This is a genomic window from Virgibacillus doumboii (assembly GCF_902806455.1).
In the GTDB taxonomy this organism is placed as follows: domain Bacteria; phylum Bacillota; class Bacilli; order Bacillales; family Amphibacillaceae; genus Lentibacillus; species Lentibacillus doumboii.
The window spans coordinates 553,750-567,485 of record NZ_CADCWQ010000001.1; the positions used below are offsets into that span (position 1 = coordinate 553,750).

A 13,736-nucleotide genomic window follows, 5' to 3' on the forward strand; every position below is an offset into this window, starting at 1 on the left:
GCTTTATTTAGATTTATTAGGAACGCGGCATTCTTGAGGGAGGGCTGCTGACCATGGCAGGTATTGAGCCAATTGCTCCTTATCCGTCGTATCCATATTGGGAAGTTCTTCAAACAAATAGCTGAGGTAGTTGAATGGATTTAATCCATTTTCCTTAGCTGTCTCCACAATACTGTAAATAATCGCACTGGATCTTGCTCCTTTTGCGGTATTACTGAAAAGCCAATTTTTCCTACCTAGCACAAAAGGCTTGATGGACCGTTCCGCACGGTTATTATCAATTTCCAGACGACCATCCTCTAAAAAGGCCTCCAAATGTTCCCATTGTTTACGACAATATTTGATTGCTTTGCCTAACGCACTTTTGGGTAGTACACGTGGTGTCTGTTCTTGAAGCCATGCCAAAAAAGCCTCCATTACAGGTTGGCTGCGTTCCAAACGCTGTTTATAGCGTTCTTTTGGACTTACGTCTTTTAATTTACGTTCAATTTCATAAAGTTGATTACAGAAAGCCAAGCCTTCTTTAGCTTTCACAGACGTAGTGGCTGCGGATTCAGGAAGTGCCTGAAGTGCTTCTGTAAATTTACGGCGTGCATGCGCCCAGCATCCAACCAAGGTAACATTGGTTAAGCCGTTGTAGCCAGGGTAACCGTCTACATGCAGATATCCCTTGAAACCTTCCAGGAATCGGCGGGGGTGTTTGCCAGCCCGGGTTTGTTGATAATCATACAAGACGATGGGAACATCGGTATGCCCGGAGCGATACAGCCACATATAGGATTTTGATGTTGCGGGCCGTTCCGGCTCGGATAAAACTTGTAATGTCGTCTCATCCGCGTGGGCCATGTCCAGTTCCAATAACCGGGCATGCATTTCTTTATAAATCAGCTCAAGCCAAGCATTGGCGCCGTACGCTATCCAATTAGCCAGAGTCTGACGTGGTATGGATATACCGAAGCGTTCCAAATGTTTCTCTTGCCGATACAGTGGCATCCCTTCCACATATTTTTGCGTCATGGTATAAGCCATTGCGGACGGGGAGGCCAAACTACCGGGAAAAACAGGCTCTGGCATTTTCGCTGTCACAATTGGTGTTTCAATTTCATAGCGTTCACAGTGGCGACAGCTGTACACGTGGCGCACGTGTTCCACAACTTTCACTTGTGCAGGAATAACCTTTAATTCTTTGCGCACTTCCTTGCTCATATCGTGCAATGCACCGCCGCAACACGAACAGAACTGTTCCTCATCGGATAAACAATATTCAATCGTTTCCGTAGGCAGGTTTTCAAGCTTTTGTTCGCGCTGTCCACGCTGTTTCTTGCGTTTATATGTAATCGTCTCAACAGTTGGTTCTTCAACTGTTGAATCAGCTGTGGTCTCTGCTTCATTGAAAAGCGAAAGCTGGTTCGAGTCGGTCTTCTCACTGGAAGATCCGAATCTGCGTTGTTGGCTCAAACGAAATTGTTCTTGGTACCATTTTAATTCCGCCTCCAACGCTTCATTTTCCATCTCAAGCTTTTCCGTACGCGCTTTAAAATATTCAATTGATTCGTTTGATGTATGCGCTGTATTTTCCATACGACAAGTATACGAAAAAGAATCCGACTTGCCTAGTCGAATTCCCATATTTCCATATTTCAAATTTTTATAGAATGGTACGTGCTTTGACTTCCCGGTGTGCCTGCTTTTGTTCAATGGATAAACCATCCAGTAGCCAACGAAGTTGGCGCGGGGTAATATTCATTGGCGCCGTCTCCTTTTCGGATGGCCAATGGAACGTGCCTCTTTCCAAACGCCGGTAATGCAACCAAAACCCATTATTCTCCCATTGCAGAATCTTTAGCTTATCGCGTTTTCGATTACAAAACACGAACAGGCTGGGGGAAAAGGGGTCAAGGTCAAAGCATTCTTTTACAATCACTGCCAACCCGTCAATGGATTTACGTAGATCCGTGCTGCCGCGAGCCAGATATACACGATCAAATTGAAAGTTCATCCGTTTTGGTTCTGCAAGATATGTATGACATCGGACAATAATTGGACATTTGCTCCCGGCCGCACTTCAACAGAAATGGTATCAACATGAATAAAGATGGGTCCCTGGTCTTCAGCGTAATCGTCCACTTGAACAGTAAGCCACTGCGTTTCCGTTGTCTCCGTTTCTGGAGAAATGACATCTCTTTCAAACCGTTGAACCCAATAATACATTTGGTGGACCTTAATTTCTTGGTCTCGACACCATTCAGCAATGCTTTGCCCGCTTTCTTTCCAGTCGTCATAGCGCGCTTTCCATTCTATTCTTTTGTCTTTCAGGGTCATTGCATAACCTCCCGAATTAATTTCTAAGAAGATTATCGCATGGTAACCCTGTGATTAAAACGTGTATTCTATTTGTCGCTTACTTTCCAATGGTAATCCAATTATTGTATCAGAACCAGTATTTAAATTTATTGGGCAAGGATATATTGGTCCGGTTCCATTTCCGGTTATATTACTCGTATCAGTATATGTTGTTTTATCTTTTATTTTACGAAAGACAGTTCATGGTCAGTATATATACTCTATTGGAGGTAATGAAAAAGCGACAATATTATCTGGAGTTAAAGTGGATACTCATAAAATTATTGTATATACAACTTCAGGTTTATTAGCAGGTTTAGCAGCGGTTATATTGACTGCAAGGTTATCTTCAGCTAGTCCAGTTGCAGGGACTGGTTATGAGCTTGATGCTATTGCGGCAGTTATACTAGGTGGTACCAGTTTATTCGGTGGACGGGGCAATGTTTTTGGAACTTTGATAGGGGTTATGATTCTGGGAATCTTAACAAGTGGTATGAACTTAATAGATGTTTCCCCTTTCTATCAAGATGTAGCAAAAGGTTTAATTATTTTAGTAGCGATAATTATTGATAGATTTATCAATAATGATAAATAAGGGAGGGTTCAGAATGAAGAGAATAATATTTTTTATTTTGTTAATGATGTTTGCTGTTGTTTTGGTTGGATGTGGATCAGATGGCGGTTCGGAGGCAGGTGCAACAGATGACTCAAATGATTCAGATACAATTAGTGTTGGTTACGCTATAAACACGCTTAATAATCCTTTTTTTGTAGAAGTAAAGGAATCTGCAGAGCAAGCAGCTAAGGATTCAAATATTGAGTTATCAGTAGTTAACGCTAATAGTGATTTAGCTCAGCAGATGAGTGGTATTGAGGATTTAATTCAACAAGGAGTAGATGTTCTTATTATTGATCCTGTTGATAGTAAAGGATCGGTAGCCGCAGTTGAATCAGCCAATGAAGCAGGAATTCCTGTGATTACAACAGGAAGAAGAATCGAAGGTGGAGAAATCGTAACTCATATGGGATACGATGAGGTTAAAAATGGAGAAACAGCAGGAAAGTTTTTGGCAGAACAATTAAATGGTAAAGGGAAAGTAATAGAATTACAAGGAACGTTAGGTACCGATACTGCTAGACTTCGTAGTGAAGGTTTTAATAACGCAATGAATGAATACCCGGATATTGAAATAGTAGCTTCACAATCGGCTGATTTCGATCGAACTCAGGGGATGAAGGTAACAGAAAATCTATTACAGTCTCACCCAGATATTAAGGGTTTATATGCTGCTAATGATGAAATGGGTCTTGGTGCGTTACAAGCGTTACAGGCAGCTAATAAAGAAGACGTTGTGATTGTATCAAATGATGGTACTGATGAAGCACTTAATGCAGTTAAAGATGGAGATTTAGCAGGAACAATGGCAGTCTCTCCTTCCGCCTATGGAGAAAAAGCGGTTGAAATAGCTATTGATGTTGCTAAGGGTGAGGAACAACCAGAATTTATTGAGTTACCTTCTCAATTTATTTCACAAGAAAATGTAGGAGATGCTTTGAATAGTAATTAATTTATGGAGAGGGGATATTAACTATGAAGAAAAGTGTAATGTTGAATAAAGAGTTAAGTAATGTTATAGCTTCAATGGGTCATACTGATCGCTTAATTGTTTGTGATGCCGGATTTCCAATTCCTAATAATGCACATCGGGTAGATCTTGCACTAACTAAAGATGTTCCAGACATAGAAACTGTTCTAAGTATTATAGAGAAGGAATTGATTGCAGAACAGATTTATATTGCAGAGGATGTCATAACACATAATCAACCTTTGTATAAGTCTATTAAACAAATTTATAAAGATGTTGATATTGAGGGTATTCCCCATGAAAGTATCTTAACCGAAGAGGCAAAAAAAGCGAAAGCTATTGTTAGAACAGGAGCTTATAATCCTTGGGGTAATGTTGTTATTCAATCAGGTGTAGATGTTCCAAATTGGTTTAACAAAGAGGGAGTCGTTGTACCTGATTATTATAAAGATAAAATGTGATAAACTTTTAGGAGGAATTAAGAGATGAAGTCATATTCTGTAGAACAAATTGCTAGTAAAATACAGCATACAAACGTCAATCCAGATTTAGATAGAGAAGGAATTCGCTCATTATGCCGTGATTGCCTAGATTATGGATTTGATGGGGTTATGCTACAGCCTTGTTGGATCAACGAGGCAAAGACTATACTAAGTGGCTCCAACGTCAAGATTTGTACAGCATTAGGATTTCCAATGGGTGGTTCTACAACTTTAAGTAAGGTTAATGAAGCAAAAAATGTATTTGATTTAGGGGCAGACCAAGTAGATTTCATGGCAAATATTGGGTTTCTAAAAAGCCAAATGTACGATGAATACTATCAAGAGATCAGTCAAATTGTTAATGCCGCTAAAGGAAAGGTAACAAAGATTATGTTAGAGTTCGGTATGCTTACTGAATTTGAGAAGAAAAAAGCAGCTGAAATAGCTTTGGATGCTGGAGTTACTTATTTAAAAAACTCCAGCGGCTGGGGAAAAGGTGGTAAAGCCACTGAAGAGGATGTACAATTACTTAAAGAGATTGCAGGAGATAAAGCCTTAGTTAAAGCATCTGGCGGAATTAGAAGCATTGAAGATGCAACAAATATTTTAAATGCTGGAGCTAGTTTGATAGGAACTAGCTCAGGAGTCAAAATTGTTACAGGTACAGGTGAATCTTTAAGTGACTATTAACGAATAAAAAGGTCTTATTTCTTTAGGGAGGCGTTTTAATGGATTCAATTGACATTAAGGTTGATAAAAGTTCCCCTTTTCCTTATTATCAACAGATTGCAAATGATATTAGAGAAAAAGTATTCAATAAGGAATGGGAGACTAGCTTTCAATTACCTTCCGAAGAGCAACTTTGTAAAAAACTTGGTGTGAGTAGGGGAACAATTAGAAAGTCCATTTCCTCCCTTATTGAAGAAGGGGTACTTATGCAGGTTCACGGCAAAGGAACCTTTGTAAAAGAACAGAAGATTTCACATCGCTTTGGTCAGGAATTAATATCATTTTCTGAATCAATGGAACGTAGTGGACAGGATTATAAAACGAAAGTTCTGGAAAAACAATACAATATAGATATTAATGATGATATTAGAAAGAGGTTTTCCATAACCTCTGACCATTCAAAAATGATGTTTCTAAAGAGATTGAGGTATATCAATGAGGAACCAGTTATTTTGATTGAAAACATTATAGACACAACCCTTTGTCCTGGAATTGAGGAAGTAGACTTTGAGAAAGAAGCACTGTTTAAAACAATAGAACGCTTAAGTCATCAAAAAATTAAATTTGGTGTACGTAGTTTCAATGCTACCAGTTTAGATAGTGATAAATCCAAATTGTTGGATTTATCCTCTGGAACACCAATTTTACATTTGGAACAAACGACATATCTGAACAGAATGATTCCAGTAGAATCATCTGATGTATGGCTGAAATCTGAGAAATATCCGGTTACATCTTACTTACATCGTAGTTAACTCAGGAGGTGAGAAGTAGAATGGAGAATTGCTCAAAAAAGAAAATATTAGTTATAGGTAGCTATAATGTTGGTTTATCTTGTCAAACTAATCGAATCCCTGTATGGGGTGAAACAATAACAGTTGATAATTTCACAGAAAGTAACGGAGGTAAGGGTTCAAACCAAGCAGTTGCTGCTTCTAGGTTAGGTGGTAAAGTTTCGTTTATTGGCTGTATCGGTAATGACGGATTTGGTAATGATGGAGTTTCAATGTTAAAAGAAGAAAAGGTAGATATCTCTGGAGTTATTCGCTCAAATACTCATACTGGAGTAGGTTTTATATTTTTAAATGAGGAAGGCGAAAATTGTATTATGGTTGCCCCGGGTGCAAACAATGATTTAAAGCCGGTTGATGTTGTAACAACTATACAATTTGACGAGTCAGATTTTGTTATCTTTCAACTTGAAAATGATATTGAAACCGTAAAATCCCTAATGGTACAAGCAAAGGAAAAGAAGAAAAAAATTATCTTTAATCCAGCTCCAGCAAGTGTTGAGGCTATAAGCTTGCTTGAATATGCTGATATTGTTAATCCAAATGAAACAGAATTACTTACACTAAACAACCGGAATATAAACACTTCTTTGTCAACTGAAGAATGTATTGATCTAGCTCAAAACTTACTTACTAAAGGCCCAGAATCAATAATTGTTACTAGAGGAGAACAAGGAGCTCTGTTGGTAACAAAGGATTTCACAAAAGAGATACCAGCTAAAAATGTAACTGCGATTGATACAACGGGAGCTGGAGACTCTTTTACCGGAGCTTTAAGTGTGGCTTTATCAGAGGGGCATACAATTGAAAAAGCAGTTGAATTTGCAAACAAGGTAGCAGCTTTTTCTGTAACTAAACAAAATGTTATTCCAGGGCTACCAACCCTTGAAGATTTAAATGATTTTTAAAAGTTAAAATATATTAAGTTGAAAATATTCATGGAGAAATAAACGAAAAGCCCTTTAACGAAGGGCTTTTTGAATCTAAAGTAATAAGGGTCCATAATTACTAGAGTGTTTGTATTCAAATTTAACCCCCTATATAATAGTTGCTAAATAGGAGTTTGTATCATGGACAGCAGGTATTTAATGAAGAAATCCTAGAAATACAAATTCACGGTTTTCGGTATTTATGCTGATAAAAAGTCAAAATATAAACAAAAATAGACTGTCGACATAAACTCGACAGTCTGAAGGTACAGGAATATTTCCAAGCTATTTCTCCCAAGTCTCATAATCAAGGTGCTTATACTTATCCAGAAGTCTGGTTGGCATCTTTAGCGCATCTTTTCTAAATGGCGGTGCTAAGTGTGTTCCATCTACTTGAATGTTAATTACAGATGGTTTATTGGCTTGAATAGCTTCTTTCACTACTTTACCAACATCTTCCGCTTTATCTACATGGTACCCTAAAGCGCCCATTGATTTTGCCACTTCAGCAAAGTCTGGACCTTCATATCTGAACCGATAAAGCGATTGTCGTAATAGTCCACCTGATTCTTTTTCTCGGCACTATGCATTGTTGTTGAATACACATGCAACTACTGGGATATTTTGTTCCACAGCTGTACTATCCGGGTCGGCAACCTTAGCACTTAGAGCAGCAGGGTAAGCAAATCCGGTGTTACCGAAAGTAAGTGCAGCAATATGTTTATGTCCACTGTTAAACTTTAGATATGCGTTTGCTGTGGACGATACATTTCCGATATCGGTTGAAACCATTGCATTTTCTGGTAACACTTTTGTTAATTCTAAAAGAGCACGTCGTGGATTAATAGGGTTTCCATCTTCCATTGCGAGATCGACAAGTTCTTTTTCCCAATCTTCTTTCAAAGTTGCTAATTCACTTAGATGTTCTTGATTTCTGGCGGTATCCGGTATTGCACTTTTTAACCGATTTGCAATTTCCACTGTAGAAGCTTTTGCGTCTGCGATAATGCCCACTTCAATCGGATGTGTACGAGCAATGTTCCTAGGATTAATATCTACTTGAATAATCTTTGCATCCTTAGGGAAGTAGTCAATATCATAGCATGGCAGTGTTCCAAATACGGATAGCTTAGTTCCGATTGCCAGCACGTAAGAAAGGAGGGGCATGATGAAAAAGTTAGAGCTTAAATTTTTGAACCAGGAAGGCAAAGCAGTGACTTACTCACTGGAAAACCCAATTGAACCAGTTAATCCTGTAACAGTTAAAGCTGTAATGGATGAAATCATTGCACAAAATGCATTCACAACTTCAGGCGGCGATGTTGTATCCATTAAAGGTGCGCGCGTAGTTGAACGTATTGTGCAGGTAACGATTTACGTTAAATCGTTACTTCTTATGGCAAGGATAGTTTTACGTCAGGAATGTTCCAAATTGACAAGCAATGAAAAGCGGTCTTCAAAGCTCGGACATTGGGGTCAGATCCAATGTCATAAAGCTTAATTTCAAATAACTTCCATTCCCATTTTACGGAACAGAAAATGGTTACTTGAATATTTTGATTACTAAAGAAGGCAATAAGATGCCGGGGAAGTGTATTTTCGTTTTTTTACATTCCCCATGCCCCCTATTTTTCTTAGCAGTTACAATGTAGATCTTTACAAAAAATCACTTATTAGCGTTTAACCCTTTAGAACATTTTTGAAACTTCTCCCTGGTGAACTTTGGTCTCGACTTTACGCTTGAAGTCTTATATTCAGTATACAAACCACTGACTTCCGGTATGTGAGAAAAAATAATCGTCCCCCAATGGGTGGACGATTATTTCCCTGAGTGCCAGTACTAGATATTGGGGAAGCTGTTCTTTATTAGTTTTACTATTACACTTTGTCAAAAATTTGGTTCGCTATCACATTATGTTCTTTAATTTTTATGTTTTGTTTTGTCTACTTGTTTCCATTGGTTGCCTGGTTTTGAGGTAGCTGGTAAGGACTTGTTTTCTATGCCAGTTACTTCAGTTTTCCCTTGCTTCCCCCCCTCGGGGGCCAACTTCGATAAATTGACCTGAATGTTCAGGTCTTTGTCCAGGTTTATAAGTGCCAGCCATTGAGCATGCAAATCAGTTGGAAGATCAAGTGAGGAAAGATATATTAAGTTGCGCAGTTCAAGAACTTTTCCGTTTATTTATGGCCGTAAAAGAAAATGCAGATATTGCAGATAAACCTTTTAAATTATTTTTGCTAGGTGGTGTCTTACAAAATAGCATATATATATAATGAAGTGATTAAAGAAGTTAGACAGGAAGTTGCAGATGTAGAGGTTCTATCTATTAACGACAGGCCTATTAATATGATTATTAAGAGGGGGCTTATGGAAGAACAATCTTCTTGAGCCGGAAGGTTGGTTTCAAGCTTTGTTTCCTTTCTATAAGATACTGAAAGAAGTAGAAAACTTAATTTTATTTAGGTTTTCTGCTTCTTTATTAGGTGCAATATGTTGAATCACTTGAACAGACATTACATTATAATCGGGAATTAACGCTTACCTCTTAATAAAGAATCTTTCTGGTGAAAACGGTCCTAAGTCAATTACAGATCGATTTTTGCCTATTAATTCAGACATAATGTAACCAGTTGATAAAGACATTGATACACCACTCATGACATGACCAGTAGCAATAAAAATATTTTTAGTACCAGTCATTTCTCCTAAGACAGGAATACCATCAGGAGTCATAGGTCTTACACCTGCCCATACTTTTTCACTGCTTCCCTTTAATGGTTGTTTTAAATAGTTAAAAATAATATTCCTTGTAGATTCAACTCTTCGCATATCGATATTTGTATTGTCTCCCGAAAATTCCATAGTACCACCAATTCTAATACTATTATTAAATGGACTTAATCTGGCAGTACGTAAGCGACAAATAGAATACACGTTTTAATCACAGGGTTACCATGCGATAATCTTCTTAGAAATTAATTCGGGAGGTTATGCAATGACCCTGAAAGACAAAAGAATAGAATGGAAAGCGCGCTATGACGACTGGAAAGAAAGCGGGCAAAGCATTGCTGAATGGTGTCGAGACCAAGAAATTAAGGTCCACCAAATGTATTATTGGGTTCAACGGTTTGAAAGAGATGTCATTTCTCCAGAAACGGAGACAACGGAAACGCAGTGGCTTACTGTTCAAGTGGACGATTACGCTGAAGACCAGGGACCCATCTTTATTCATGTTGATACCATTTCTGTTGAAGTGCGGCCGGGAGCAAATGTCCAATTATTGTCCGATGTCATACATATCTTGCAGAACCAAAACGGATGAACTTTCAATTTGATCGTGTATATCTGGCTCGCGGCAGCACGGATCTACGTAAATCCATTGACGGGTTGGCAGTGATTGTAAAAGAATGCTTTGACCTTGACCCCTTTTCCCCCAGCCTGTTCGTGTTTTGTAATCGAAAACGCGATAAGCTAAAGATTCTGCAATGGGAGAATAATGGGTTTTGGTTGCATTACCGGCGTTTGGAAAGAGGCACGTTCCATTGGCCATCCGAAAAGGAGACGGCGCCAATGAATATTACCCCGCGCCAACTTCGTTGGCTACTGGATGGTTTATCCATTGAACAAAAGCAGGCACACCGGGAAGTCAAAGCACGTACCATTCTATAAAAATTTGAAATATGGAAATATGGGAATTCGACTAGGCAAGTCGGATTCTTTTTCGTATACTTGTCGTATGGAAAATACAGCGCATACATCAAACGAATCAATTGAATATTTTAAAGCGCGTACGGAAAAGCTTGAGATGGAAAATGAAGCGTTGGAGGCGGAATTAAAATGGTACCAAGAACAATTTCGTTTGAGCCAACAACGCAGATTCGGATCTTCCAGTGAGAAGACCGACTCGAACCAGCTTTCGCTTTTCAATGAAGCAGAGACCACAGCTGATTCAACAGTTGAAGAACCAACTGTTGAGACGATTACATATAAACGCAAGAAACAGCGTGGACAGCGCGAACAAAAGCTTGAAAACCTGCCTACGGAAACGATTGAATATTGTTTATCCGATGAGGAACAGTTCTGTTCGTGTTGCGGCGGTGCATTGCACGATATGAGCAAGGAAGTGCGCAAAGAATTAAAGGTTATTCCTGCACAAGTGAAAGTTGTGGAACACGTGCGCCACGTGTACAGCTGTCGCCACTGTGAACGCTATGAAATTGAAACACCAATTGTGACAGCGAAAATGCCAGAGCCTGTTTTTCCCGGTAGTTTGGCCTCCCCGTCCGCAATGGCTTATACCATGACGCAAAAATATGTGGAAGGGATGCCACTGTATCGGCAAGAGAAACATTTGGAACGCTTCGGTATATCCATACCACGTCAGACTCTGGCTAATTGGATAGCGTACGGCGCCAATGCTTGGCTTGAGCTGATTTATAAAGAAATGCATGCCCGGTTATTGGAACTGGACATGGCCCACGCGGATGAGACGACATTACAAGTTTTATCCGAGCCGGAACGGCCCGCAACATCAAAATCCTATATGTGGCTGTATCGCTCCGGGCATACCGATGTTCCCATCGTCTTGTATGATTATCAACAAACCCGGGCTGGCAAACACCCCCGCCGATTCCTGGAAGGTTTCAAGGGATATCTGCATGTAGACGGTTACCCTGGCTACAACGGCTTAACCAATGTTACCTTGGTTGGATGCTGGGCGCATGCACGCCGTAAATTTACAGAAGCACTTCAGGCACTTCCTGAATCCGCAGCCACTACGTCTGTGAAAGCTAAAGAAGGCTTGGCTTTCTGTAATCAACTTTATGAAATTGAACGTAAATTAAAAGACGTAAGTCCAAAAGAACGCTATAAACAGCGTTTGGAACGCAGCCAACCTGTAATGGAGGCTTTTTTGGCATGGCTTCAAGAACAGACACCACGTGTACTACCCAAAAGTGCGTTAGGCAAAGCAATCAAATATTGTCGTAAACAATGGGAACATTTGGAGGCCTTTTTAGAGGATGGTCGTCTGGAAATTGATAATAACCGTGCGGAACGGTCCATCAAGCCTTTTGTGCTAGGTAGGAAAAATTGGCTTTTCAGTAATACCGCAAAAGGAGCAAGATCCAGTGCGATTATTTACAGTATTGTGGAGACAGCTAAGGAAAATGGATTAAATCCATTCAACTACCTCAGCTATTTGTTTGAAGAACTTCCCAATATGGATACGACGGATAAGGAGCAATTGGCTCAATACCTGCCATGGTCAGCAGCCCTCCCTCAAGAATGCCGCGTTCCTAATAAATCTAAATAAAGCATACTAGAAACCCCCATCTAAAAACTAGGTGGGGTTTATTTGTCGCTTACTTAGGAGATATTGTAGCTATAGCCGTAGCGCCACATATAGCTGTTCCAACTCCAATTAATAAAGGGATATTACCTGATAAATTCATAATCCTACTAATGTATAAGGTAAATAAAATGCCAAATCCATCTACCAAAACAATACCAATCAAGGATTGACCACTAATTACTAACAACTGCCATAAATTCAAATTAACACCTAGTAATATGATAGCGAGTTTCAATAATTTCTTCGCAGAATATTGAATTCCTTCTTCAAATGTATCAGGTATGCTCATAAAGTTTCTTAAAAGCATTCCTAATACAATAGCCACCACAGTTGATCTTAATAATGGTATGTTATTTCCGATTAATAATGATATATATGCAACCATAGATACCATAGTTAAGCCAGGAAGAAGCTTCATAATTTTAACATAGGAAGACATCATTTTCTTCTTAGTTAAATTTTTCCTCAAAGCTTCTTCCATACTTGACCTCCTATGAAAAATGTTTGCGGTTATAACCAACTTTTATTTAAGAAGCATTTTCGCTTCAGAGAGAGATTCTTCAATTCTTTCTAATTCTTCTTGCGGTAATTGTTGAAAGGGCTTCCTTGGTACTCCCAATTCTATTCCCAACATTGGCAATGCAGCGTGATAAAATGGGACAGGAATACCAGATCCAGTGACAGAACGTAAATTATTAGCTTTCTTTTGTAATTTAACCGCCTTTTCAAATTTCTCATCTTTACATGCTTGGTAAATTTCCTTAATAAAATTTGGAAAAGCATTAGAAAGACCAGACACACATCCATGTGCTCCACCAACTACAGCAGGCACTAGGTGAGTTTGTGAACCAATAAGAAATAGAAAATCAGAACGTTTTACTTTTGTCATATATTCATAAAACAACGAAATATCACCACTACTATCTTTTACCCCTTTAACTCCTAATTCTGCTAACTCTGCTAACATATCTCCGGGTACGGAAAAGTTACTATATTTTGGATTATTGTAGATAATAACAGGGACATTCACAGATTCGATAATGGATTTATAGTGATTTACTATGAGGTTTGGCTGGTGTTTATAATAATATGGAGTAACTGCAGCTACTGCATCTACATTAATACTATCTGCATGTTTAGCAAGTTCTACTGTGCTTTCTGTATCAGGACACCCAACATGAAGAATGACTGGTATTTCTCCTTCAACTACTTCCATAGTTATCTCGGCAACCTTTTTTCTCTGATCAATTCTCATAATTGGTCCAGACCCATAAGAACCGCAAACGAACAGTCCGTCTACCTGAGTTACTAAATATTGGATATAGGCACGCAGTTTCCCTTCATCAACTTCTCCCTCAGGTGTAAATGGCGTAATAACAGCGGGGTAGATGCCTTCAAACTTTTTCACATCCATAATTGCTTCTTTTGTTTTTTGTTTTGTATTTTCCATATTCATATCTCCCTTAGTAAATTTAGTTTCGTTCTTTTTGTAAATACATGTAGTTGAACTACATGTTGATTA

17 protein-coding genes and 1 pseudogene are annotated in these 13,736 nt (G+C 38.8%); 11 read left to right on the plus strand and 7 right to left on the minus strand.

Translation table 11 applies throughout. The features are described from left to right. Positions 1-3: 3 nt before the first annotated feature. The 3 genes from tnpC (G6R02_RS02590) to tnpA (G6R02_RS02600) form a co-directional block, all read right to left on the minus strand. On the minus strand, positions 4-1,581 hold the full coding sequence (gene tnpC, locus G6R02_RS02590) for an IS66 family transposase (protein ID WP_164670294.1): 1,578 nt from the start codon (positions 1,579-1,581) through the stop codon (positions 4-6). A gap of 67 nt (positions 1,582-1,648) precedes the next feature. Then, on the minus strand, positions 1,649-1,999 hold the full coding sequence (gene tnpB / locus G6R02_RS02595; protein WP_164667671.1) for an IS66 family insertion sequence element accessory protein TnpB: 351 nt from the start codon (positions 1,997-1,999) through the stop codon (positions 1,649-1,651). Then, entirely contained in the window at positions 1,996-2,322 is a 327-nt protein-coding gene (tnpA, locus tag G6R02_RS02600) for an IS66 family insertion sequence element accessory protein TnpA (RefSeq protein WP_164667672.1), read from the minus strand. Before tnpA (G6R02_RS02600) ends, tnpB (G6R02_RS02595) begins: the two co-directional genes overlap by 4 nt. A 61-nt stretch (positions 2,323-2,383) precedes the next feature. Between tnpA (G6R02_RS02600) and G6R02_RS02605 the strand changes: the two genes are divergently transcribed. The 6 genes from G6R02_RS02605 to rbsK are packed head-to-tail and all read left to right on the plus strand — an operon-like array spanning position 2,384 to position 6,839. Further along, the gene (locus G6R02_RS02605; protein ID WP_164667706.1) at positions 2,384-2,938 is read left to right on the plus strand and encodes an ABC transporter permease; all 555 of its coding nucleotides are present in this window, start codon (positions 2,384-2,386) and stop codon (positions 2,936-2,938) included. A 13-nt stretch (positions 2,939-2,951) separates the two neighbouring features. After that, complete coding sequence (locus G6R02_RS02610) at positions 2,952-3,911, plus strand: sugar ABC transporter substrate-binding protein (protein ID WP_164667707.1); 960 nt, start codon at positions 2,952-2,954, stop codon at positions 3,909-3,911. A 23-nt stretch (positions 3,912-3,934) separates the two neighbouring features. Next, complete coding sequence (rbsD, locus tag G6R02_RS02615; protein ID WP_164667708.1) at positions 3,935-4,390, plus strand: D-ribose pyranase; 456 nt, start codon at positions 3,935-3,937, stop codon at positions 4,388-4,390. Positions 4,391-4,414: 24 nt separating this feature from the next. Beyond that, on the plus strand, positions 4,415-5,101 hold the full coding sequence (gene deoC / locus G6R02_RS02620; protein WP_164667709.1) for a deoxyribose-phosphate aldolase: 687 nt from the start codon (positions 4,415-4,417) through the stop codon (positions 5,099-5,101). 38 nt (positions 5,102-5,139) lie between these two features. Next, a complete protein-coding gene (locus G6R02_RS02625) occupies positions 5,140-5,895 on the plus strand; it encodes a GntR family transcriptional regulator (RefSeq protein ID WP_164667710.1) in 756 nt (251 codons plus the stop codon). Between the two features lie 20 nt (positions 5,896-5,915). Further along, positions 5,916-6,839 carry a ribokinase gene (gene rbsK, locus G6R02_RS02630; RefSeq protein ID WP_164667711.1) on the plus strand — a complete coding sequence of 308 codons (924 nt, stop codon included), beginning with the start codon at positions 5,916-5,918 and terminating at the stop codon, positions 6,837-6,839. Positions 6,840-7,145: 306 nt separating this feature from the next. Here rbsK and G6R02_RS02635 read toward each other — a convergent pair. Further along, positions 7,146-8,012: pseudogene (locus G6R02_RS02635) on the minus strand (thiamine pyrophosphate-dependent enzyme); the annotation flags it as partial. A gap of 16 nt (positions 8,013-8,028) precedes the next feature. Between G6R02_RS02635 and G6R02_RS20325 the strand changes: the two are divergent. After that, positions 8,029-8,361, plus strand: a complete 333-nt coding sequence (locus G6R02_RS20325) for a DUF2922 family protein (RefSeq protein ID WP_164667712.1) — start codon at positions 8,029-8,031, stop codon at positions 8,359-8,361. 620 nt (positions 8,362-8,981) lie between these two features. Then, a complete protein-coding gene (locus G6R02_RS02645; protein WP_164667713.1) occupies positions 8,982-9,134 on the plus strand; it encodes a hypothetical protein in 153 nt (50 codons plus the stop codon). A gap of 265 nt (positions 9,135-9,399) precedes the next feature. Here G6R02_RS02645 and G6R02_RS02650 read toward each other — a convergent pair whose 3' ends face one another. Then, on the minus strand, positions 9,400-9,795 hold the full coding sequence (locus G6R02_RS02650; protein ID WP_281347088.1) for an NAD(P)/FAD-dependent oxidoreductase: 396 nt from the start codon (positions 9,793-9,795) through the stop codon (positions 9,400-9,402). A gap of 61 nt (positions 9,796-9,856) precedes the next feature. Between G6R02_RS02650 and tnpA (G6R02_RS02655) the strand changes: the two genes are divergently transcribed. The 3 genes from tnpA (G6R02_RS02655) (at position 9,857) to tnpC (G6R02_RS02665) (ending at position 12,175) form a co-directional block, all read left to right on the plus strand. After that, positions 9,857-10,183: an IS66 family insertion sequence element accessory protein TnpA gene (gene tnpA, locus G6R02_RS02655; protein ID WP_164667672.1), complete on the plus strand. Its 327-nt coding sequence runs from the start codon at positions 9,857-9,859 to the stop codon at positions 10,181-10,183. Next, the gene (tnpB, locus tag G6R02_RS02660) at positions 10,180-10,530 is read left to right on the plus strand and encodes an IS66 family insertion sequence element accessory protein TnpB (protein ID WP_164667671.1); all 351 of its coding nucleotides are present in this window, start codon (positions 10,180-10,182) and stop codon (positions 10,528-10,530) included. Before tnpA (G6R02_RS02655) ends, tnpB (G6R02_RS02660) begins: the two co-directional genes overlap by 4 nt. A gap of 67 nt (positions 10,531-10,597) precedes the next feature. Beyond that, positions 10,598-12,175 carry an IS66 family transposase gene (gene tnpC / locus G6R02_RS02665; protein WP_164670294.1) on the plus strand — a complete coding sequence of 526 codons (1,578 nt, stop codon included), beginning with the start codon at positions 10,598-10,600 and terminating at the stop codon, positions 12,173-12,175. Between the two features lie 49 nt (positions 12,176-12,224). Here tnpC (G6R02_RS02665) and G6R02_RS02670 read toward each other — a convergent pair whose 3' ends face one another. Both G6R02_RS02670 and G6R02_RS02675 read right to left on the minus strand, forming a co-directional pair. Further along, complete coding sequence (locus G6R02_RS02670; protein ID WP_164667715.1) at positions 12,225-12,695, minus strand: putative sulfate exporter family transporter; 471 nt, start codon at positions 12,693-12,695, stop codon at positions 12,225-12,227. Between the two features lie 42 nt (positions 12,696-12,737). Then, a complete protein-coding gene (locus G6R02_RS02675; RefSeq protein ID WP_164667716.1) occupies positions 12,738-13,664 on the minus strand; it encodes a dihydrodipicolinate synthase family protein in 927 nt (308 codons plus the stop codon). Between the last annotated feature and the right edge of the window lie 72 nt (positions 13,665-13,736).

Bases quoted from the DNA above. Each gene is read 5' to 3' on its own strand.
- tnpC (WP_164670294.1), bottom strand. From the start codon at position 1,581: ATGGAAAATACAGCGCATACATCAAACGAATCAATTGAATATTTTAAA.
- tnpA (WP_164667672.1), top strand. From the start codon at position 9,857: ATGACCCTGAAAGACAAAAGAATAGAATGGAAAGCGCGCTATGACGAC.
- tnpC (WP_164670294.1), top strand. From the start codon at position 10,598: ATGGAAAATACAGCGCATACATCAAACGAATCAATTGAATATTTTAAA.
- G6R02_RS02675 (WP_164667716.1), bottom strand. From the start codon at position 13,664: ATGGAAAATACAAAACAAAAAACAAAAGAAGCAATTATGGATGTGAAA.
- tnpA (WP_164667672.1), bottom strand. From the start codon at position 2,322: ATGACCCTGAAAGACAAAAGAATAGAATGGAAAGCGCGCTATGACGAC.
- rbsK (WP_164667711.1), top strand. From the start codon at position 5,916: ATGGAGAATTGCTCAAAAAAGAAAATATTAGTTATAGGTAGCTATAAT.
- G6R02_RS02670 (WP_164667715.1), bottom strand. From the start codon at position 12,695: ATGGAAGAAGCTTTGAGGAAAAATTTAACTAAGAAGAAAATGATGTCT.
- rbsD (WP_164667708.1), top strand. From the start codon at position 3,935: ATGAAGAAAAGTGTAATGTTGAATAAAGAGTTAAGTAATGTTATAGCT.
- G6R02_RS02625 (WP_164667710.1), top strand. From the start codon at position 5,140: ATGGATTCAATTGACATTAAGGTTGATAAAAGTTCCCCTTTTCCTTAT.
- G6R02_RS02610 (WP_164667707.1), top strand. From the start codon at position 2,952: ATGAAGAGAATAATATTTTTTATTTTGTTAATGATGTTTGCTGTTGTT.
- tnpB (WP_164667671.1), bottom strand. From the start codon at position 1,999: ATGAACTTTCAATTTGATCGTGTATATCTGGCTCGCGGCAGCACGGAT.
- G6R02_RS20325 (WP_164667712.1), top strand. From the start codon at position 8,029: ATGAAAAAGTTAGAGCTTAAATTTTTGAACCAGGAAGGCAAAGCAGTG.
- tnpB (WP_164667671.1), top strand. From the start codon at position 10,180: ATGAACTTTCAATTTGATCGTGTATATCTGGCTCGCGGCAGCACGGAT.
- deoC (WP_164667709.1), top strand. From the start codon at position 4,415: ATGAAGTCATATTCTGTAGAACAAATTGCTAGTAAAATACAGCATACA.